The organism is Streptomyces sp. NPDC033131 (assembly GCF_055578365.1).
Window position 1 is genome coordinate 19,462 of record NZ_JBVIPA010000039.1, and the last position, 21,388, is coordinate 40,849.

Genomic DNA, 21,388 nt, shown 5'->3' on the forward strand with positions numbered 1-21,388 from the left:
GTGGCGGGCGTGGTCAGTCGAGGGTGAGGACGAGCTTGCCCTGGACATGCCCGGCGTCGCTGACCTGCTGGGCCGTGGCGGCCTCGGCGAGCGGGTAGGCGGTGACCGTGGTGACGACCTTGCCGGTCGCGGCGTTCTGGGCCAGCGTGGTCAGGTCGGCAGCGGAGCGTTCCCGGGGACTGCTGGAGAAGGTGACGCCGAGCTGGTACGCGCTGAAGTCGGCGATGGTGACGATGCGCTCGGTGCCGCCGCGCAGGGTGATGGAGTCCTCCAGGGCCCCCTTACCGGCCACGTCGAACACCGCGTCCACCCCGTCGGGGGCCAGTGCCCGGACCCGCTCGACCAGGCCCTCGCCGTAGAGGGTCGCGGTGGCGCCGAGCGAGGTGAGGTAGTCCTGGTTCGCGGGGCCGGCGGTGGCGATGACACGCGCTCCGCGGGCCGTGGCGAGCTGGACCGCCAGGGTGCCGACCGATCCGGCCGCGCCGTGCATCAGTACGGTCTCCCCGGCGACGACGCCGAGCAGGTCCAGGACCCGCTCGGCCGTCGCGCCCGCCACCGGCAGCGCGGCCGCGTGCTGCCAGTCGAGGCCGGCGGGCTTGGGAGTCACGGTGGTGGCCAGGGCGTACTCGGCGTACGAGCCGGTGTCCGACCAGCCCAGCACCTCGTCACCCACCTGCACGTCTTGCACCCCCTCACCCAGGGCGTCCACCACGCCGGCGAGCTCGCCACCGGGGACGGCGGGGAACGGCGTCGGGAACTTGGCCTCCAGCGCCCCGGAGCGGATCTTGCCGTCCAGCGCGTTCAACCCGGCCGCCTTGACGCGGACGCGGATCTGCCCGGGGCCGGGCTGCGGGACCTCGATGTCCGCCTCACGCAGCACTTCCGTGCCTCCGAAACGGTCGAACAGGATGGCTTTCATGACGACTCCTCTCGTGCCCCCACCCATTTAGGTGGCTGGACACATAAGTAACGTAGCAGCAAACATGTGGCTAGCCAAGTAATTGCTTCCGCGCGGGTCACGCAAGATCGGTCCCGGTCAGCTCGCCTGATCCGTGCACCGGTCGCGCCGAGCCTTCACCGCCCGCAGATGCCCCACGTCTGCTCACACATCAGCTCGGCCCGCCGACGCTCCGACGCCGGTTTGGATGACGAGCGGGTGTTGCGGGCGCGTGCGTTGGCGAAGCCGGCCGAGGACACTCCACCCCGGGCCCGAGGCAGAGGGCTGCCGTCCGGCGGCATGACCGAGGGCGGCCAAATCGCCGGGGCGGCGCCCATCGACGGCGCGGCGCCCATCGACGGCGCGGCGCCCACCGTCGGCGCGGTGGCCCGTCCGCCATGACCCTGCCCATGCGGCACTGCGGTGCGCACGCGGGTCAGAGGCCGGCCGATGCGGGGCATGCCCCGCATTACGCTCCGGCTGCGGCAGTGGGTGACTCCGATGTGGAGGCGACCGTCCTGGCGGACCTCAGCCCGAGGCCATCCCCTGCTCCATGTGCCATCTGTACAACCTGACCCTGTCGGCCCTTTCACGCCCGCCGCCATGGCGCGGCGAACGATGAGCGCGCCATGCGCGAGGCCGGAATGGGTTCTACGGTTGAGGGGCCCCACACTCGCGTAACTCGGTTCCTCCCGCCCCACATGTCTCTCGGACTCGAAAGCCATCAGGAGGCCACACGCCATGTCCACTGCATCCGACACCCCTGTCCTGGACACCCTCGCCGCCATGACGGTCGACTCGATCGAGCGGTGCGGGCTGGCCCCGGACATGCTCATCCTCACGCGCATCGCGGCACTCGCCGCCTCGGACGCCCCGCCCATCTCCTACGCGGCCCATATCGACCCCGCCCTCAATGCCGGCCTGACCGCCGAACAGCTGCAGGACGTCCTGGTCGCCGTCGCACCCATCGTGGGCACCGCCCGCGTCATGACGGCGGCGAGCAACATCGCCACGGCGTTCGGCATCGCCATCGCCGTCGCCGATGCGGAGATCGAAGCCCAGGGCTGAGACCAGCCGTCCACCCCGCACCGATGATCCGCGCGGCCGACATCGGACAGAAGGCCAAGGAACTGCCCGTCGGGTCCGAGGGGCCCGACGGGTCCGACGGGTCCTGTGGCGGTCCAGCCATGGTCGCAGGATCAGGCAGGAGCGCCTGTGATGTCCCAGAACGCGACCACGGCCATGCGCGCGGCGCCCCACACCACACCCGAGGAGCGCGCGGCTCTCGGCAAGGAGGCACGGCGCCGCTCGCCGCGGTCGGATCACGCCGTGTACAGGCCGTCTCCCGACCGGCCGGACCCGCTGGCGACCCTGGAGGCGCAGTCCGCGGCACGGGTGCCCGAACTCGTCCCGATCCGCTACGGCCGGATGATGGAGTCCCCGTTCCGCTTCTACCGGGGCGCCGCCGCGATCATGGCGTCCGATCTGGCCGGCAGCCCGACCTCGGGACTCACGGCGCAACTGTGCGGCGACGCGCACCTGCTGAACTTCCGTCTGCTCGCCTCACCGGAGCGGCGGTTGGTGTTCGACATCAACGACTTCGACGAGACGCTGCCGGGGCCGTGGGAGTGGGACGTCAAGCGGCTGTCGGCGAGTCTGGTCATCGCGGGCCGGGCGAACGGCTTCGATGACGCCGACCGCTCCCGCATCGTGAGCTCGACGGTCCGTTCGTACCGCGAGGCGATGATCCGCTTCGCGGGCATGGGCAACCTCGACGTCTGGTACGCGAAGATCGACGCGGATCTCCTGGAGTCCCTGGTCGCGAGCCGGCTCCAGGGAACGAAGCGCGGTCAGAAGAACCTGGCCCGCGCCATGGCCAAGGCCCGCACCCGAGACAGCCTCCAGGCTTTCGACAAGCTCACCGAGACGGTCGACGGCCTGCCCAGGATCGCGGCGGATCCCCCGCTGCTCGTCCCGGCCGGCGACCTGCTGCCGGACGTCGAGCGCAGCGCGCTGGAGCACCAGTTCCGCGGGCTGATCGAGCGGTACGGCCGCACTCTCGCTTCCGACCGGCGCACACTCCTGGCGGACTACCGTCTGGCCGACGTCGCCCGCAAGGTGGTCGGCGTCGGCAGCGTCGGCACCCGCTGCTGGATCTTTCTCCTGCTCGGCCGGGACGACCGCGACCCGCTCTTCCTCCAGGCCAAGGAAGCCGACGCCTCCGTGCTCGCGGCACACGTCGGCACCAGCCGTTACCCCAACCAGGGCGAGCGCGTGGTCTCCGGCCAGCGGTTGATGCAGGCCTCGAGTGACATCTTCCTCGGCTGGGAGCGGGTGGACGGGATCGACGGCAAGCAGCGCGACTTCTACGTCCGCCAGCTGCGCGACTGGAAGGGCATCGCCACGCCGGAGCGGATGCGGCCGAAGGACATGCAGGCGTTCGGCGAACTGTGCGGGGTCACTCTGGCTCGTGCGCACGCACGGTCCGGCGACCGCATCGCGATGGCCGCGTACCTGGGCGGCGGCGACTCGTTCGACCGCGCACTCGCCACCTTCGCGGAGGCGTACGCCGACCAGAACGAGCGTGACCACCAGGCCCTGGTCGACGCGGTGCGCGCGGGCCGGCTCCCCGCGGAGGAGCTGCCGGCAGCCTGACCCGGCAGAGGACACCCGGCTCGCCCCGAACGTGCCTCGCCGTGTCCGAACCGCTGGGCGTCCTCGCCGGGCGCCTGGTACGAGGCGCCCGGCGGCAGGAGAATAAGGGCTGGTGGGCGCGCCAGTGGCTCGGTGCGCCGCGCGCCGTGGCGGAGAGGCTGGGATGCTGGGGGAGGGAACGCCGCCCGTGACGTGACCCTGGCGGACAGGGGTGATGAGCGCCTTGGCCGAGATCAACGAGAACGCCCGAGGACCAGCCGTTCCGACGATTCCGGACGTTCCGTGCGCCGATCCTCAGGGAGACCCGTTCCTGCGCACCCGGTTCGCCCTCCCGGCGAGGCCCGCCACGTTCGTGCGGCGGCAGCGGCTCGTCGACCACCTCGAACAGGCTCTCGGGACCCCGCTGACACTGGTCAACGGGGCAGCCGGGGCCGGCAAAACCCTGCTCGCCGCCGACTGGGCCGCCGGACTGCCGCCACCGGTCGCCTGGCTCACCGTCGAAGTGGGGGACCGGCATCCCGGGGTGTTCTGGGCATACGTCCTTCAGGCCCTGCGCGCCTGCGGTGCACCGGCATCGGACGCGGTCGGCGTCCCCGCGGACGCGACCAGGGTGGACCAGAGGCTGCTGGCAACGCTCGCCGCCGAACTGAACGATCGCGACAGGCCCGTGATCCTCGTGCTCGACGAGTACGACCGCATGACCGATCCAGAGGTCACAGAGCAGCTGGGTTTCGTCCTGCAGCACGCCGGGCGTGGTCTGCGCCTCGTTCTCGTCACCCGCACCGAACCGTTGCTGCCGCTGCACCGTTACCGGGCGGCCGGCGAGCTGACGGAGATCCGCGCCGCCGAGCTGGCGTTCACCCCCGAGGAGGCCGTCGCACTCCTTGAGCAGCACGGTCTGAGCCTGCCGGTCGAGGCCGCGGGTGCCCTGGTGGACCGGACCCGGGGCTGGGCGGCCGGATTGCGCCTGTCCGCACTGGCCGCTCTGGAGAGCGCCGACCCGGAGCTCTACCTGAAGGAGTTCGAGGCGGACCGCAGTACGGTCGCGGACTTCCTGCTGGCCGAGGTCCTCAAGGGACAGCCGGAGGAGACCCAGGGCCTCCTGCTGCGGGTCAGCGTCCTCAAGCGCTTCTCTCCCGGTCTGGCCAACGAGCTGACCCTCCGGACCGATGCCGAGCCCATTCTCGCCGGGCTGCACCGCGACAACGCGTTCGTCGAGCACCTCGGGCACTCGTGGTACCAGCTCCACCCGCTGTTCGGAGAGATACTCCGGGCCCATCTGCGCGAGCGCCTGCCCGGCCTGGAGCCGGAACTCCACCGGCGGGCCGCGCGGTGGCTGCGTCGTTCCGGATTCCTGCCGGAGACACTCGTCCACGGCGCCGCCGCGGGCGACTGGGATTTCGCCGCCGACGCCCTCGTCGACGACCTGGCGATCGGACAGCTCTTCACCGGTCTGCGCTCAGGGGACCTGACCGAGTTGTTCTCCCCCATGGGGCCCGAGGCCACGAGTCCCGCGGCGCACCTCGTGCGCGCGGCCCGCGACCTGTCCCGCCACGACCTCGACCGCGGACTGGCCCACCTGCGCCACGCCGGGGAGCGGCTGGCCGACGACGCGCCCGGGCCGGCGACCGTCCAGCTGAGCTGTGCGCTGCTCGAGGCACTGGCCGCCCGGCTGACCGGATGTCCCCCACGGGCAGAGAGGGCCGCTGAAAGGGCCGATGAACTGTGGCAGGAGGTCCCGGCACATCTCCTGGACAAGCATCCCGAACTCACTGCCCTCCTGCTGACCCATCTGGGCTCGGCCCGTCTGTGGGCCGGGCGTTTCGAGGACGCGCGTGCCGCCCTGACCGCGGCGGCCGACGCTCCCGGCGGGACCTCCACCGTGCTGCCCCGTGAGGAGTCGATGGAGCACCTGGCCCTGCTCGACTATCTGAACGGCTGGCTCGGCCGGGCGGAGCGCAAGGCCCTGGCAGCGGTGCCCGAGGCGGAGCGGGTCGGCCGGCCCCAGCCGTCCGGCTCCGGCATCGGGCAGCTGGTCCTGGCCGCCGTGGCCGTCGACCGCCATGAACTGGACCGGGCCCAAGCCCTCCTCGACGAGACGGCACGGTTCTCCTCGGGAACGCGTGATCCGGTGGTGGCGGCGGGACGAGCCCTCGCCACAGCTCGCCTCCTGTCGGTCAGGGGCAAGTCACGGGCTGCCGTCGAGGCGGCGGGCCCAGCCGTCGCGGCCGCCGTCGCCTCACCCTGGGCGGCAGGCTACGAGGCACTCTTCACCTCTGCCGCCCACCTCGCCGAAGGACGGCCCGACGAAGCCGCCGAACTGCTCCAGGGCGTGTCCGGCGACCAGCCGGTGTGTGCTGTGGAGGCCGCGGCGATCCAGGTGGCCGCAGGCCGTGCCGGGGCGGCCATCGACCTGCTCGACAGCATCCGCACCGAGGGCCGGCCCGGACCGGCGGTGACCGTGCGGGCAGCGCTGGTGAGGGCCCAGGCCGCGGAGGGGGCGGGAGACACCGCCACCGCCCGCAAGCTCGTGGCGCGTGCGCTCCTCGACGCGCGGCGGGAGCGGCTGCGGCGTCCGTTCCTCGATGCGGGAGCGTGGATCCGGCCCCTCCTGGCCACGGCTCCGCTCCACGAGCTGGCAGCGGGCTGGCTCAAGCCCGGCCCGCCGCCACACGGGGAGCGACCTCGGCCGGAGTCGCTGTCCCCGCCGCTCGTCGCGGTGGAGCTGAGCGGACGCGAGCGCGACGTCCTGGAGCGGCTGGCCCGGATGATGTCGACGGAGGAGGTCGCCGCCGACCTCTATGTGTCGGTGAACACGGTGAAGACCCACCTCAAGAGCGTCTACCGGAAACTGGCGGTGAACCGACGAGGCGACGCGGTGCGCCGCGCGCGCGACCTCCGGCTGCTGTGACCACGCGGGGGGGGAGGGGGCGGCGCTCGTGCTCCCCCCGGCCGGACGTCACGGGGGTGTTGCCCTTCCCCTGCCTTTCCCCCGTGGCGGGTGAGGCACGAGGCGCGCACTTCGGATGCGATGGGCAAGAGCGGCGGGGCGTGTGCAGGCCACTGCCCGGCCCGCTCCGCCGGCGTACCGGCCGACTTGGCGAGGAGAACAGCGTGAAGCACTGGCGGGCTCTGATCGTCCTGGGTACGGCCCAGTTCCTCATGGTCCTGGACACCTCGGTCATGAACGTGTCCATCAGTCAGCTGGTCGAGGACTTCGACACGGAGGTCACCGCCATCCAGGCCGTGATCACGCTGTACGCGCTGGTCATGGCGGCGTTCATGATCATCGGCGGCAGGTTCGGGGACATCCTGGGGCGCCGCCGCATGTTCCTCCTGGGGCTGGCCGTCTACGGCGTGGGGTCGGCCCTGACGGCCGTGGCACCCACGTTGTGGGTGCTCGCGCTGGGCTGGTCCGTCATCGAGGGACTGGGCGCCGCCATGGTGCTGCCGGCCATGGCCGCCCTCGTCGCGGAGTCCTACCGCGGGAAGGACCGGGCCATCGCCTACGCGGTCATCGGCGGGCTCGCCGGCGCCGGGATCGCGGTCGGCCCGCTGCTGGGCGGCTGGGTGACGACGTATCTCACCTGGCGGCTGGTCTTCGCCGGCGAGGTCGTGGTCGTCGTGGCCGTCCTGCTGTGCCGCGGGGTGATCGTGGATTCCCCCCGGACCGGCCCGCGCCCCCGGCTGGACGGCGTCGGTGCCGTGCTCTCGGCGGCCGGACTGGGACTGGGCGTGCTCGGGGTGCTGCAGAGCAGCACCTGGGGATGGGTGCAGCCCCGCAACCCTCCCTTCACCGTCTTCGGCTTCGCACCGACGCTGTTCGTCGTCGGCATGGGGGGCGCCGTCCTGGCCGTCTTCCGGTGGTGGGAGCGGCGCCGGGAGGACCGGCGGACCGACCCGCTCGTTCACCTGTCCCTGCTGGGCAGGCCCGTGCTGCGGTCCGGCCTGCTGACGCTGCTGAGCCAGAACCTCATCCTGCTGGGGCTGTTCTTCACCATCCCGCTGTACTTGCAGGTGGTCCAGGGGTTCGACGCCTTCGAGACGGGGCTGCGCCTGCTGCCGGTGTCCGTCACCATGCTCGTGACGTCGCTGTGCGGGTCGCTGCTGGGTCGGGTGATGGGGCCGCGCCGGGTGGTCCGGCTGGCCCTGGTGACCCTGACGGCGGCCATCGTGTGGCTGCTGGCCACCATCGACCCGGTCATCGACGACGCGCAGTTCGCCGGAGCCATGGCCCTGCTGGGCGTAGGTGTCGGCCTGCTCGCCTCGCAGCTGGGCAACGTCGTCCAGTCCAGCGTCGGGGAGGAGGAACGCAGTGAGGCCGGAGGGCTCCAGTTCACGGCGCAGAACCTGGGGTCGGCGCTGGGCACCGCGCTCATCGGGTCGATCCTCATCGGCGCGCTGGCGCACGCCTTCACCTCGCAGGTGGACGACAACCCGCAGCTGTCCGAGGAGACCCGTGAGCAGGTCGGTGTCGCTCTCCAGGCCGGGGTCGCCTTCGTCACCACCGATCAGGTGCGCTCGGCGGCGGAGCGTGCCGGGCTGCCGCCGTCCGAGGTCGAGGCCGTCGCCGACTCCTACGCCTCCGCACAGCTGGACGGCCTCAAGGCGGCCATCCTGGCCACCGGCGGCATCGCCCTCGCCAGTTTCCTGGTCACTCCACACCTGCCGACCGGCCGGGACGGCCGTCCGCGACAGCCGGACGCCGATGCTCCGGCCGGAGCGACCGGATCTAAGCACTGATTCGGGAGGGAGTCACCGGTGCCCAGGAGCCGAACCAGGACCGGCCCGACCACGGCCGGCAGAGGGCGCCGCGCCGAGCAGCGGGGCCGCGAGGACTACACGGGCGGCGTCTACGGATCCATGCTCGCGGCCTCCGTGGTGATCGGCGCGGGCTCCTTGGGCTCGTTCCCCCGCATCGAGCTGGTGCTGCTGCTGTTGCTGACCGGCGTGGTGTTCTGGATCGCGCACGTGCATGCCCAGTTGTTCGGGGCGCGTCTGGCGCAGCAGACCCCGGACCGCCGGGTGGTGCTGCAGGTGTGCCGTGACGAATGGCCGATCGTCAACGCCGCTCTCCCGCCGGCCGCCGCGGTGGCCGTCAGCCCGCTCCTGGGCCTGGACGTGCGGGGTGCCCTGTGGCTGGCCCTCTTCGTCGCCGTGGCCGGACAGATCGGCTGGTCCGTGGCCGCGGCACACCGCGCCGGTGCTTCCCGACGGCTCGTGGCCGCCACCGCGTCGGTCAACCTGGTCCTCGGCCTGCTCATCATCTCCTTCAAGATCGTTCTGACGCATTGAGAACGCGTTGGTCCGTGCGGACGGTGCGTTCCGTGCGGTCCGTGTGGTCCGCCGCCGGGCCACGGGTCACCTGTACCGGGTGAGGCTCGAAGGGGCACGGGAGCGCACGATCGTAGGAGCAGTGCCGTCCGCCTGTCCCAGGCAGCCCGCGGGAGGACAGCTCGTGCGCTACGAGATCCGAGTCGAGGGACACCTGTCGGAAACGCTGGCCAAGGCCTTCCCTGAGCTGGGCCATGTGGTGATGTCCGGCCAGACCGTCCTGTTCGGCCCCGTCGTGGACGAAGCACACCTGTACGGGCTGCTAGCACGCTGCCAGTCACTGGGACTGCGTGTCATGGAGATGCGGCAGCTTCCGGAGTGACGGGAACGGGCGGTGCGCGGTGCCGAGCGGTGCGCGTGCCGGGCGGCCTCGCGTGGTGCCGGGGAGCCTCGCGTGGTGCCGGGGAGCCTCGCGTGGTGACCGGCGGGAGCCCAGCGCCCGCCGCGCCGCCCTTGACCCTGCCGGAGCGGCATGCGGCTTCCAGCGCCCGCGCCTCGTAGCTGCCGCCCAGACGGGTGGCGAGGGTAGCGGGATGTGCGAGATGCCCACCGCACCGCCACGGCCACGGCCACGGCCACGTCACCGGAGGTCACCCGCGGTGGGTGACCCCGGCGCCGGGTGACAGGCGTAACCCTGGAGCGATCAGGTCCCCGCACACCGCCCCGTCACACATCGCCCCGTCGGCGATCCGGAAACGACCGCTCGATCACGCGAGGAGGAGCCATGACCATGCCGCGTGGTCCGGCATCGCGCACCGGACAGGAACACGAGCCCGACGGGGCGGCCCCCGCCCCGACGGCCGACCCCGCACAGGCACTTGGGCGGCTCGGCCGTTCATGGACCTGGCTCCTGGGCTCGGCCGTCGCGACGCTGGTGCTGGGTGTCCTGGTGCTGGTCTGGCCGGAGGCGACCCTGCACGTCGTGGCCGTCCTCATCGGCCTGCACCTGCTGGTGGGCGGGGCGTTCCGGTTCGTGGACGTCTTCGCCCGGGCGGGACACGAACGGCTCCCGGGCCTGCTCCTGGCCGTGCTGTACGTCCTCGCCGGGGTGCTGTGCCTGCGGAACCCGCTGCAGACGATCAACGCGCTCTCACTCATCGTCGGGATCGTCTGGCTGGTGTCCGGCATCCTCACCCTCTACACCGCCCTCGCCGCCGAGGACCTGCCGCACCGGGGCGTCGTCCTGGGCATCGCGGTGCTCGGCATCGTCGCGGGGATCGTGGTGCTCGCGCTGCCGGCCGAGTCGGCCCGTGCCCTGACCCGGCTCCTCGGCCTGTGGCTCGTCCTGCTCGGCCTGGGCGAGGCGGTGGTCGCCCTCGCGTGGCGGGCCGCGCTCCGAAAGACGCACCCCACGGAGCCGCGGCCCTCCGCCGAGACGGCCTGACGTCGCACCCCCGCTCCGGCGGGCGCGGCGGACACACCGGACCCGTGATCGCCTCCCCCGACGTCATCCCGCGCGGCGACCGTCCCGGCCTGAGCGGCGCACAACGAAGGGAGCACCCATGAACCCGGCCGCGACACCGGATTCGCCGGACTCCGGCGGAACCTCACACCAGAAGCACGCCATGACCGCCGAGGAGCGAGCGGAATACGAGCGACTGCGCCGTCACGCGGCGGTGCGCCACCGGCGGGTACGCCGGGTCGGCTCCTCGGTCCTCCTCCTGCTGGCCCTGCTGCTCGCGCCCCTGGCCGTGGTCGCGGCCTGGGTCCAGGACACGGTCTCCGACACCGACCGGTACGTGGAGACCGTCGCGCCGCTGGCGTCCGAGCCGCCCGTGCAGGAGGTCGTGATCAACCGGCTCACGGACCGTGTGGTGGCCAACGTGGACGTCAAAGCGGTGACGGACTCGCTCACCAAGGTCCTCCGGGACGCCGGGGCACCGCCCCGCGTCGTGGAGGGGGCCGAGTCTCTCGAGGGTCCGTTGCGCAGCGCGGTCAGGTCCGTCGTGGACCGCACCGTGACCCGCGTGATCACCAGCGACGCCTTCCAGCAGGTGTGGGAGGGCGCCAACCGGCGTTCGCACGCCGCGGTGGTGAACATGCTCACCGGAGAGCGCGAGGGTGCCGTGCGCGCCGAGGGCGACACCGTCCAACTGGACGTGGGAGAGGTCGTCAACGAGGTACGGGAGCGGCTCGTCGACGCGGGCTTCGACAAGGCCGCCGCCATCCCGGACTCGGACCGGACCATCACGCTGTTCCACACCGAGGAACTGGGCAAGGCACAGGACACGATGCGGCTGCTGGACATCCTCGGCACCTGGCTGCCCGTCCTGACCGTCGTACTCGCCGCGCTCGCCGTGTGGACCGCTCCGGCGCACCGGGTGATGCTGATGATCACCGCGACGGGTGTCGGCGTGATGATGGTGGTGCTGCTCGTCGCGCTGGCCGTGGCCCGACGGGTCTATCTGGACTCGGTCCCGTCCACGGCGCTGCCCACCGACGCGGCCGCGGCGATCTACGACACGTTCGTCCGGTTCCTGCGCGACAGCACGCGCACCCTGCTGGTCGTCTCGGTGATCACGGCGCTCGTCGCCTATCTGTACGGTCCCGGACGTCCTGCCCGCGCCGTCCGCACGGCGACGAACAGGGGCACAACGGCGGCCGGCCGGGGCCTGCGGCGCGTCGGAGTGCACACCGGGTCCACCGGACGCTGGCTGGCGGACCACCGGGCATGGACCACCGGCGGCGTCATCGCGGCCGGAGCGCTGGCTCTGCTGCTCTGGAACCACCCCTCGGTCGGAGCGGTGGCGCTCGTGCTGGGCATCGCCGTGGCCGTCCTGATCGTGGTGGCGGCCCTCGCTGCCGCCGCGGGCCCGAGGGCCGGGCACGAGGGCCGAGCAGCGGCACCGTGAGCCATGGCAAGGACCCACGGCCCCGCCCCGGCGTCCCGCAGGCACACGGCGGTGGAGCGGGTCCGAGCGAGCCTGCGGGCCGGTCCGGTGGCCCGGCTGCTGCCCCGCCTTTCGGCGCTCAACGTCGTGGAGGGCTCCGTCAGGCTGGCCGCCCAGGCCTTCATCACCGCGCTCCCGCTGCTGATGACCGTCGCGGCGTTCGCGCCCCGAGGGGTGCAGGACCTGTTGGCCGACTCCCTCCGTGCGGTTCTGGGAGTGCGCGGTGACACGCTCGACGAGGTACGCCGTGCCTTTTCCGCCACCGGCACACCACGGGACGCCTCCGGAGCTGTGGGCGTGCTGGTGACTCTCGTGTCCGCCACGGCCTTCAGCCGGGCGCTTCAAGCGGTCTGCGAGCGGTGCTGGCACCTGCCCCGGGCACCGGTGCGGGCCGCGGTCTGGCGCTGGCTGCTCTGGCTGCTCGTCTGGCTGGGTGTCCTTCTGGTCCAGGCCCCGCTGCGCAGCGGGTTCGGCGGCGGCGCGGTGATCGGAGGGATGCTGTCCCTGCTGTCGGCGACCCTGCTGTGGTGGTGGTCCCAGCATCTGCTGCTGGGCGGCAGGATCGGCTGGCGGGACCTGCTGCCGGGAGCCCTGCTGGCGGGCACGGGCACGGTCGTGCTGAGCTGGGCCGCCGGTCTGTTCGTGCCCACGGCCATGGAGCGCAGCCTGCAGGAGTTCGGTTTGCTGGGGCCTGTCTTCACGTTCTTGTCCTGGTTGATCGCCGTGTTCCTGGTGGCCGTCTCGGGCCTCGCCCTCGGCCAGTACGTGGCCTCCTCCGACTGGTACCGGACCGCCGCCGTCCCCCGCCGTACACGGGCCGAGCCCTGATTCCTGCGGCACAAGGGCGCATCGGCCGAGTGCCGGGCCGCCCTCAGGTTCACCCGCGTCGGGTGAGGCCGTCCGCCCCTGACCGTGTCCACGCTGAAAGCAGCACGCAACGGCGGCCGGGCGAGCGCCCGGAACGGAGAAAAGACATGAGCGCGCAGACGTACCTGGCGTACGACTACCCCTTGCTGAGCGTCTTCTGGAGCATGCTCCTGTTCTTCCTGTGGATCATGTGGTTCATCCTGCTCTTCCGCATCGTCGTCGACATCTTCCGCGACGACGAGATGAGCGGGTGGGCGAAAGCAGGCTGGCTGGTGCTCACCATCGTGCTGCCCTTCCTGGGCGTCTTCGTCTACGTGATCGCCCGCGGCAAGAACATGGGCCGCAGGGAAATAGCGCAGGCCCGGGCACAGCAGGAAGCATTCGACGCCCACATCAAGGAGGCCGCGGGCGGCGCGGGCCGTCCCAGCAGCGCCGACGAACTCAGCAAGCTGTCCGAAATCCGCGCCCGCGGCGACATCACGGACGAGGAGTTCCGCAGGGCGAAGGAACTGGTCCTGACCGGTCATGGCCCGGCGGAGCACGTCGGCTCCACCGCTCGCACTCCCGGTCGCTGAGCATCCTCACACCATGAATCGAGGCGCAAGATGACCGCGACACACACGCGGCAGGCACACACGGCGAAGCAGGAATGGGCAACCGGCCTGACGGCATTCGCGGCCGTGATGCTCTTCCTTGTCGGCCTGCTCGACATCTTCCGGGGCATCATGGCCATCGCCGAGGACGACATCTTCGTCACGACGCGCAATTACGTGTTCGAGTTCGACCTGACCGGCTGGGGCTGGGTCCACCTCGCTCTGGGCGTGGTCGCCGTGATCGTCAGTATCGGGCTGCTCCAGACCGCGACGTGGGCGCGCGTCGCCGGTGTGGCCATCGCCGGACTCGTCATCATCGCCAACTTCCTCTCCCTGCCGTACTACCCGGTGTGGTCGGTCGTGATGATCGCGCTCTCGGGCTTCATCATCTGGGCCCTGTGCGTGGTTCCGCGCGGCAACCTCTCGGACCTGTCCGGGGAGCGTCCACTGTCCGAGGAGCGCCAACCGTCCGAAGAGCGCCGGTCGCACAGGGTGTGAGTCAGGAGAGAAGGGCCGGCCGGTGCAACGACACGGCGGGAACACGAGAGGATCGGGAGAGGCAGGGGCCGCAGCCGTACGCGAGGACAGTCCTGGACGGGCTCGCCTCGCACTGCTCGCCCTGCTGGGAAGCATCCTCGTGCCGCTCGTCGCCGCCGGTCTGCGGAGCGTGCTGTGGGCGCTGGTCGGCATCGCCGGACTGGCGCTCGCCGCTGTCGGGGTGTGGTGGACCCTGGCGCACACCGGAGCGGTCCGTGCCCTCGGGGTGGCTCTGTCGGTGACCGCACCGGTCGCTGCCCTCGCGCTGTATGCCGCGTTCGGCATGCTGGGGCCGGCCCTGCTCGCCCTGGCCCTGTGGGTGCTGGCGGTCGCGATGGCACGTACGGCCTTGCCACCCGGTCACGCCGCCTCCGAAGAGGCTGTCACCGAGGCGCCCCACGCGCCCTGGATCCTCATGAATCCCCGCTCCGGCGGCGGCAAGGTGGGCCGTTTCCAGCTCGTGGAGAAGGCCCGGGCCGCGGGCTGCCGGGTGGTCGTGCTCGACGGGCACCAGGACGTCGCCGGACTGGCCCGGCAGGCGGTCGCCGAGGGGGCGGATCTCCTGGCGGTGGCGGGCGGCGACGGCACGCAGGCTCTGGTGGCCGAAGTGGCGGCGCACCACGACCTGCCGTTCGTGGTGATTCCCGCCGGCACCCGCAACCACCTCGCCCTCGACCTCGGCCTCGACCGCGACGACCCGGCGGCCGCCCTACAGTCCCTGTCCGACGCCGTCGAACTCCGCGTCGACCTCGGGTACGCCGCGGACCGGGTCTTCGTCAACAACGCCTCGTTCGGAACGTACGCCTCCGTCGTCACCGACCCCGCCTACCGGGACGCCAAGGCCCGCACGACCCTGCGAGACCTCCCCGGCCTCCTCACCGGCGAGGAGGCGCCCCGGCTGCGGACTCGGACCGACGGAAGGTACGTCGACGGACTTCAGGCACTGCTCGTCAGCAACAATCCCTACGGACGTGCCGTCGACGCGGCCCGACCGGGGCGCAGGGAGCGGCTGGACTCGGGACTGCTCGGTGTGGTGTGCGTGCGGATCGGCAACACCGCTCAGGCCGCCCGCCTGGCACGCGGTCCGCGCTCCGGGGCATTGATCCGGCTGAGCGCAAGGGAGGTTGTCGTCGAAGCCGACACCGACACCCTCCCGGTCGGCATCGACGGAGAGCACGTTGTCCTGCCGTCACCCGTCGTGTGCCGCAGCACGCCCGGGGCGCTCCGGGTCCGCGTGCCACGCCGTCGCCCCGGTGCGTCGCGGGCGCGCGGGGCGGCGGCCGACTGGCCGCGCGTGGCACGGCTGGCGCTGGGCCGTCAGATGCCGGAAGAGCAGATGTCCCCCACGTGATTCATCAGCTCGCCGGTCGCAGGAGATCGGTCACGTCGCAGACCCGTGCCCACACTGGGGCCTCGCGTTCGGCGTCGGCGGGCACCCCTTGTCAGTGCGCAGGGCGTGGACCACACGGTCCGGCCCGAGAGGGATCTCCCGACGCGGTCGCCGGTGCGCCGCGACCGGTTGCGCCACCCCTCCGAGCGTCACGCGCCGACCTTGGCGTGCCGTGTTCACCAGCGCCACTCGCGGCGGATCGGGCCCACCGAAGTGACCGAGGCGGCTGTCGACCGGCCCGGAGACGTCGAGGACATGTGTGGTCGGTCCGGTCGTGACGCGACGGGGTGACCTCACCACCGACCGGACCGAGCCTCCCGCCCACCGCGTAACTGCCCGCACACTCACCACCGTTGGCGGGTGGCGGCGATACCGCGCCCCGGCTCCCGGGGCACGGTCGGCGCACGTGCGGTCGCGTCTGCCCGCTGGTACCGCGCGGCCCGGCCCCTCCCCCGGCGACGTCACGCTCTTCGGCAGCCCTGGAGAACCGATGCTGCTCCTGTGCTGAGCGTGCCTTCGGCAGGGCGTCCAGGGGACGGTCCCCCACTGACGTGCCCCACAGGCCCAGGGGCTCGGCGTGGCACAGGGCAGACCATCACCGGTCCAGTCCGGCGGTTCGACAGCGCGCTGTCGATCTCCTATTGGGCCGGAGGATGCTTGTGTCCGGGGTCCAGCCGGTAGTCGGGACAGTCGCGGTTCTGGCATGCCCCCGGGCCCCACACAGGAACGAAGACCCCGAGGGTCTTGTGACGATGTGCCTCGGCCGGCACGGACTTCTTACAGGTCGGACACACGTACGCGTCGACCTCACGCTTCGTCTTGACCATGTTTTTACGATATGCCCGTCTGGGTTCGTCGGGAAGTGCCCGACTTCCTTGCCGCCCCGAGTCCGGGCGGACTTCGCCGTCCCGACCCGCTGAACCGGATGGGTGCTCAGGGTCATTCACCCCCGGCGGTGCACCGCGGGCCTCGGACGGCTCGCCGGCCGCGGAGGCATCCATCTCCTCGTCCATCTCCTCCGGGACGCCTGTCGGGGCCGGCCTTCTGATGCTGAGCACGACAGAACCCGTCAGGACGATGACGATGACCGCGAGGCTGATCGGTGAAGCGATCTCCGGGATATCAGTGCTGATCATCTTGTGGGACGCCTGGAGAATGAGCTTGACGCCGATGAAGGCGAGGATGATCGCCAGCCCCTTGCTCAGGTAGTGGAAGCGGTCCAGGAGCCCTGCGAGCATGAAGTAGAGGGCCCGCAGACCGAGGATGGCGAACGCGTTGCTGGTGTAGACGATGAACGCGTCGTCGCTGACCGCGAGGACGGCTGGCACGCTGTCGACGGCGAAGATCAGGTCGGCGGCCTCGATCGCGGCGACGACCGCGAGCAGCGGGGTCCCCACGAGCTTGCCGGCTTCCCTCACGAAGAACCGGGCTCCGGCATAGTCGTCCCGAACCGGGATGATCTTGCGGAGCATTCGTACGGCGAAGCTCTTGCCGGGGTCGAAGCTCTCCTCCTCGTCCTTGAGGAGTTTGTAGGTGCTGTAGAAGAGCACCGCCGCGAACGCGAAGAGCACGGCAGTGAAGCGGCTGACCACGGCCACACCGAGGGAGAGGAAGATGCCGCGGAAGACGAGGGCACCGATGACGCCGAAGAACAGCACGCGGTGCTGGTAGGCCCGGGGCACCTTGAAGTAGGCGAAGATCACGGCGAAAACGAAGAGATTGTCGACCGACAGGCTCTTCTCGAGCAGCCAGGCCGTCGTGTACTCGGTGCCCGCCGTAGCGCCAAGGACGAGAAACACGACCGCGCCGAAGATCAAGGCGAGGCTGATCCACAGGCCACTCCAGGCGGCGGCCTCCTTGAACCCGATGACGTGCGCCGTGCGGTGGGACAGCAGGTCCACCGCCAGCGACACGACAACCGTCGCGGCGAAAGCCCCCCACAGCCACAGCGGGACCTCAAGCACACCAAACACCCTCAACGTGGCCCGCGCGCCGTACGCCAGCCCCTATACCGGAGTGTGCGGCATTACGCACTCCGGAGCACCTGGAGCGGATACGCCGCCGACCAGAACCTCCGCCAGGAAGACGGCGACAGCGCCTGAGCCGCGTTGTGCAGTGCAGGTCTCGCGGTGCTCGCCTCGCCCACCGGATGGCAGCCGCGGCCGACCGTCAGCATGCGCTCGGCTCCTGTCGACGCAGCCGGACGGTGGGCCGCCGTGAAGAGACGGGCGGTGACACCTCCGAGCATCGCGGCGTCGACCGCGTACTTGATGACACACCGCCGTAGGGCGGGACGCGTTCGCCGCCGCGGTCCGGGGAACCGAAGAAGGGATGGGGCCGAGCGGCGTCGGCTCAGCGGTGGGTTCCGCCCTGGGCGGCCCCTGGCAGGACCTGCCCGAGTCGCCTGCCTCCCGCTCGGCCGGCATACGAGCCCTCTGGCTGGTGATAGTAAACTCAGGCAGACGGTGCGGGCTGCGGGGCGTACGTGGCCAGCGGAACGAGTACCCGGCGTCGATGTGGAGGTGAGTTCTGTGCCGTCAGGAAGGCACGTGTCCGGCCCCATGGATGACGAGCCGGCCTGCTCCATGGAGCGGAGCCTGCAGGTACTCGGCGAGCGGTGGACTCTGCTGGTGCTGCGTGAGGTCCTCTACGGCAGGCACCGGTTCGCTGAAATCCAGTCATCTCTCGGCATCGCGTCGAACCTGCTCAGTGACCGGCTCAAAGTTCTCGTCGATGCCGGAGTGCTGCGGACACTGGCGTACCAGGAGGCCGGCAGCAGGCCCCGGCAGAGCTACCACCTGACGCCGGCCGGGCTGGAACTGCAGCCCGTCCTGGGTGCGCTGCAGCAGTGGGGCGACCGTCACCGTCCGCGGCCCGCGGGTCCCTCCGTTTGCCAGCGGACCCGCTCCACAGGGCGGGCCGTCCACGTGGGGTTCCTCGACGACGAGGGTCGCGAGGTTCCCATGGAGGATGTGTCGCTGATGGCAGCACCTGACCCTCGGAGCTCATCCCTCAGCCAGTCCGGCTGAACGCAGCCTCCGCCAACGAGCTCCAGGTCCCGCCCAGCCGAATGCGGCGGTAGCCGGAACGCGGCGGAACGGCGGGGAGCCGGCGGCCACAGACCCGCGCCGGGGCGGTACACGGACAAGCTGCCCGCACTGCAGTGAGCACACCTGGTCCATGGATCTCTTGAGGATCCGGGCAGCCACCGAGGCTCCCTCCTGACCCTCCTTGCTGCCGCGTCGGATGCGCGAGAGGCCGCGGGCTGCGCCAGGAACAGCAGCAAGAACCCCACCCGCATCACCCCTCCGGCGGCCTCCGCGGTGGCAGGCGGCTCCGCGGCGCCATCCGCCCAACCGGACGACGAAAGTGCTGCTCAGTGCCGATGCGGTGGCACTCCGGCGCCCTCGAACTCGCCGCCTCCCACAAAAGTCGGGTCACAGTCACATTCAGGCTGCCTTGCATTTTTAAAGTTAGACCGCCTAGGGTCGTCCCCATGAGCAATCCCTCGCAATTTCATGTACATGCGGTGTCGCCGTCCTACTGGAAGGTGACCTTCGAGAACGGCCCCATCAACCTCTACGATCCGGACACCATCGATCAGCTTGGCGATCTGGTGACCCGCATGGAGCAGGACCCCGATCTGACCGTCGCGGTGTTCCAGAGCGCCAACCCTGACTTCTTCATGGCGCACTTCGACCTCCTGTCCGACATCCAGCGCGTGTTCACCGACGCGCCGGGCCCCACCGGACTCCTCCCCCACCCGGACACCCTGCTGCGCCTCAGCAGGGTCCCGGCTGTCACGATCTCGGCCATCAAGGGCCGGGTCCGAGGAGCGGGAAGTGAGTTCGTCCTGCACACGGACATCCGCTTCGCCGGTAACAACGCCATCCTGGGACAGCCTGAGGTGGGCTTCGGCGCCGTACCCGGCGGCAACCCGATGGGGCGACTGGCCGAGCTGGTGGGCCGGGGCCGCGCGATGGAGATCGTGCTGGGAGGAGACGACTTCCCGGCCCAGCTCGCCGCCGAATACGGCTACGTCAACCGCGTTCTTCCCGAGGACGAGCTGGACGACTTCGTCGACGCCTTCGCCCGCCGTATCGCCGGCTTCAACAAGGCCGGGGTCGCCGGTGCGAAGGAGTTCGTCGACGCGGCCACCGCCATCCCGGCCGGGGACTACGCAGCCGTTCTGGCCGCTTCCAGGCGCACGGTGGGGCGTCCGGAGAACGCGGATCACGTGCGCAGCCTCTTCGAACGCGGCTTGCAGCAGCCCCAGGGAATCGAACTCGATCTCGGCAAGCACGTCGCCGAGAAGCATTGAGCCTCTCAGGAGTCTGTGCCGTCACCTGCCCCAAGAGGCACGCGCGGACGGATGATGCCCGCGAAGCGCAACCCAACCCGGAACACGGCGCCGCGCGCGAACGGCCGCCGCCGCGCTTCCCCGTCACAGCTGGGATCTTGCCGAGCAGCGACAGCAGTCGAGTGACGTCGCTACGGTTTCCACCGGTCAGCGACACCGCGAGTACGGATGCCCTGCCCGTCGGCGATCTGCCTGACATGAGGGGCTCTCGATGAGACAGCTGCGGTAGCCCACATCAACGGGGAACTGGCTGCGCGGGAGTCCGGCGGCTCGCCTTGCTCTGGATCTTGAAACCTCCCGAAAGTCAGACGTCGGTGTATTGGGCGGCGTACTCCTTGCTGGGCGGGACGACGGTGATGACGTCGATCAGTACGCCGTCGGGGGCGGCGACGATGAAGTGGCGCTGGCCGAACTCCTCCGTGCGCAGGGGCAGCACCTCGGGCAGGCCCGCCTCCGCCACGAGCCGCCGGTGCTCGGAGTCCACGTCGTCCACCTCGAAGTTCAGCAGCAAGCCGCCCCGCAGCGCGATCCGGTGGCCCTCGGGGACGGTCGGGTGAGCGTGGTCGAGGAGGGCCAGCTCGTACTGCGGAGCGTCGGGGCGGCGCAGACTGACATACCAGTCCGACTCGAAGGTCACCTCGAACCCGAGGTGACGTGTGTAGAAGTCACGGGAGGCCGGCACGTCCCGGGTGGCGAGCACCGGGTAGAAGCCGCCGAGCCTGGCTGTGGGCATGGTCGTGCGTCCGTTCGTCATGGCGGAGGGGCCCTTCAGTCATTTCACATACCTCGGGTATGTGAACGGTGGCGTTAGCATACCCCCGGTACGCGAAACGGAAAGGGCGGTGCGCGTGATGGCGGTCAACCGGGCGGAGCAGCGGGCGGCCACGCGGCAGGCGCTGCTGACCGAAGGGCGGCGCCGGTTCGCCGCCGACGGCTACCACCAGGTGGTGCTGGCCGACGTGGCACGGGCCGCCGGGGTGACCAAGGGGGCCGCCTACCACCACTTCGACAGCAAAGCGGGGCTTTTCCGTGCCGTTGTGGCCGAGGTCCAGCGGGAACTGGGCGATCGGGTCGCGACCGCGGCCGAGCGGTACGAGGATCTCTGGGAGCAGCTGCGGGCCGGCTGCCGGGCCTTCCTCGCCGCGGGCACCGACCCGGCGGTGCGACAGATTCTGCTGGTCGACGCGCCCACCGTGATGGGCTGGGAGGAGTGGCGCGCCCTGGACGAGGAGTCTGCCGCCCGGCACCTCGCGGAGGCCCTGACGGCGCTCGCCACGGCCGGGATCATCGCCGATCAGCCAGTGGAGCCCCTGGCCCGGCTGCTCTCGGGGGCGATGAACGAGGCCGCGCTCTGGATCGCGCGGGGAGGAGACCCCCAGGCTGCGGAGCAGGCTCTCGACCGGCTCCTGGCCGGGCTGCGCACCCCGGCCGGGGAATCTCGCGCCGTCACCTCGTACGCCTCCTGAACAGAACCCCCGAAGCCCCTGTCGAGACCACCAGGATCCCCGCACACCAAGCCAGTGCCACCCACGGTGTGGCTCCCACTGGCTGCCCGAGCAGTAGCAGCTCGTCTTCGAGCGGGTTGTCGAGAAGTCCGTCGAGAAGTCCGTCGCCCCACCGGGCGCGCTCCTGGCCGTACCGCTGCTCGAGCAGGGTTCCGACCCGGCGAAATCCGAGACGCCCGTGGCAGGCGATCGCCGCAGAGCTCGCGTCCGTGCGAGCGGGGCCCGGGTGGACCCAGCAACGGGCCTCAAGAACGCGAGTCCCTGGGATCCGAGACGGCGCCTTCGCTGGTGGACACGATCCGTGACGGCTGCTGGCTCC

At 71.1% G+C, this 21,388-nt stretch carries 17 protein-coding genes and 1 pseudogene; 15 read left to right on the top strand and 3 right to left on the bottom strand.

Translation table 11 applies throughout. The features are described 5' to 3' along the window. Positions 1–13: 13 nt before the first annotated feature. Positions 14–919, bottom strand: coding sequence for an NADP-dependent oxidoreductase (locus ACZ5XS_RS35725; protein ID WP_468658482.1), 906 nt, complete (start codon positions 917–919; stop codon positions 14–16). A 759-nt stretch (positions 920–1,678) separates the two neighbouring features. Here ACZ5XS_RS35725 and ACZ5XS_RS35730 point away from each other — a divergent pair. The 12 genes from ACZ5XS_RS35730 to ACZ5XS_RS35785 all read left to right on the top strand — a co-directional run bounded on the left by ACZ5XS_RS35730 (position 1,679) and on the right by ACZ5XS_RS35785 (position 15,165). Next, positions 1,679–2,005 carry a carboxymuconolactone decarboxylase family protein gene (locus tag ACZ5XS_RS35730; protein ID WP_468658484.1) on the top strand — a complete coding sequence of 109 codons (327 nt, stop codon included), beginning with the start codon at positions 1,679–1,681 and terminating at the stop codon, positions 2,003–2,005. Positions 2,006–2,155: 150 nt separating this feature from the next. Beyond that, positions 2,156–3,592 (top strand): DUF2252 domain-containing protein, encoded by a 1,437-nt coding sequence (locus tag ACZ5XS_RS35735; protein ID WP_468658486.1) that lies wholly within the window; start codon positions 2,156–2,158, stop codon positions 3,590–3,592. Positions 3,593–3,806: 214 nt separating this feature from the next. Continuing rightward, entirely contained in the window at positions 3,807–6,503 is a 2,697-nt protein-coding gene (locus ACZ5XS_RS35740; RefSeq protein WP_468658488.1) for a winged helix-turn-helix domain-containing protein, read from the top strand. Between the two features lie 203 nt (positions 6,504–6,706). Then, entirely contained in the window at positions 6,707–8,335 is a 1,629-nt protein-coding gene (locus tag ACZ5XS_RS35745) for an MFS transporter (RefSeq protein ID WP_468658490.1), read from the top strand. An 18-nt stretch (positions 8,336–8,353) separates the two neighbouring features. Then, positions 8,354–8,887 (top strand): hypothetical protein, encoded by a 534-nt coding sequence (locus tag ACZ5XS_RS35750; protein ID WP_468658492.1) that lies wholly within the window; start codon positions 8,354–8,356, stop codon positions 8,885–8,887. 163 nt (positions 8,888–9,050) lie between these two features. Continuing rightward, positions 9,051–9,248: a hypothetical protein gene (locus tag ACZ5XS_RS35755; protein ID WP_069925412.1), complete on the top strand. Its 198-nt coding sequence runs from the start codon at positions 9,051–9,053 to the stop codon at positions 9,246–9,248. A 402-nt stretch (positions 9,249–9,650) separates the two neighbouring features. Then, positions 9,651–10,310 carry an HdeD family acid-resistance protein gene (locus tag ACZ5XS_RS35760; RefSeq protein ID WP_468658494.1) on the top strand — a complete coding sequence of 220 codons (660 nt, stop codon included), beginning with the start codon at positions 9,651–9,653 and terminating at the stop codon, positions 10,308–10,310. A gap of 118 nt (positions 10,311–10,428) precedes the next feature. Then, on the top strand, positions 10,429–11,778 hold the full coding sequence (locus tag ACZ5XS_RS35765; protein WP_468658496.1) for a hypothetical protein: 1,350 nt from the start codon (positions 10,429–10,431) through the stop codon (positions 11,776–11,778). Between the two features lie 3 nt (positions 11,779–11,781). Continuing rightward, positions 11,782–12,645: a YhjD/YihY/BrkB family envelope integrity protein gene (locus ACZ5XS_RS35770; RefSeq protein ID WP_468658498.1), complete on the top strand. Its 864-nt coding sequence runs from the start codon at positions 11,782–11,784 to the stop codon at positions 12,643–12,645. A 146-nt stretch (positions 12,646–12,791) separates the two neighbouring features. Then, complete coding sequence (locus ACZ5XS_RS35775; RefSeq protein ID WP_468658500.1) at positions 12,792–13,259, top strand: SHOCT domain-containing protein; 468 nt, start codon at positions 12,792–12,794, stop codon at positions 13,257–13,259. Between the two features lie 30 nt (positions 13,260–13,289). Beyond that, positions 13,290–13,775: a DUF7144 family membrane protein gene (locus ACZ5XS_RS35780; protein WP_468658502.1), complete on the top strand. Its 486-nt coding sequence runs from the start codon at positions 13,290–13,292 to the stop codon at positions 13,773–13,775. Between the two features lie 139 nt (positions 13,776–13,914). Beyond that, positions 13,915–15,165 carry a diacylglycerol/lipid kinase family protein gene (locus tag ACZ5XS_RS35785; RefSeq protein WP_468658504.1) on the top strand — a complete coding sequence of 417 codons (1,251 nt, stop codon included), beginning with the start codon at positions 13,915–13,917 and terminating at the stop codon, positions 15,163–15,165. A gap of 1,063 nt (positions 15,166–16,228) precedes the next feature. Here ACZ5XS_RS35785 and ACZ5XS_RS35790 read toward each other — a convergent pair. Continuing rightward, positions 16,229–17,168 (bottom strand): annotated as a pseudogene (locus ACZ5XS_RS35790) (TerC family protein); the annotation flags it as partial. A 585-nt stretch (positions 17,169–17,753) separates the two neighbouring features. Here ACZ5XS_RS35790 and ACZ5XS_RS35795 point away from each other — a divergent pair. After that, positions 17,754–18,233 (top strand): winged helix-turn-helix transcriptional regulator, encoded by a 480-nt coding sequence (locus ACZ5XS_RS35795; RefSeq protein WP_468658506.1) that lies wholly within the window; start codon positions 17,754–17,756, stop codon positions 18,231–18,233. A 467-nt stretch (positions 18,234–18,700) separates the two neighbouring features. Further along, positions 18,701–19,525 (top strand): enoyl-CoA hydratase/isomerase family protein, encoded by an 825-nt coding sequence (locus ACZ5XS_RS35800; RefSeq protein ID WP_468658508.1) that lies wholly within the window; start codon positions 18,701–18,703, stop codon positions 19,523–19,525. 343 nt (positions 19,526–19,868) lie between these two features. On the opposite strand, the gene ACZ5XS_RS35805 is transcribed toward ACZ5XS_RS35800, so the two are convergent. Further along, on the bottom strand, positions 19,869–20,297 hold the full coding sequence (locus ACZ5XS_RS35805; protein WP_468658510.1) for a VOC family protein: 429 nt from the start codon (positions 20,295–20,297) through the stop codon (positions 19,869–19,871). A 118-nt stretch (positions 20,298–20,415) separates the two neighbouring features. On the opposite strand from ACZ5XS_RS35805, the gene ACZ5XS_RS35810 reads away from it, so the two are divergent. Next, positions 20,416–21,030 carry a TetR/AcrR family transcriptional regulator gene (locus tag ACZ5XS_RS35810; RefSeq protein ID WP_468658593.1) on the top strand — a complete coding sequence of 205 codons (615 nt, stop codon included), beginning with the start codon at positions 20,416–20,418 and terminating at the stop codon, positions 21,028–21,030. Positions 21,031–21,388: the final 358 nt, after the last annotated feature.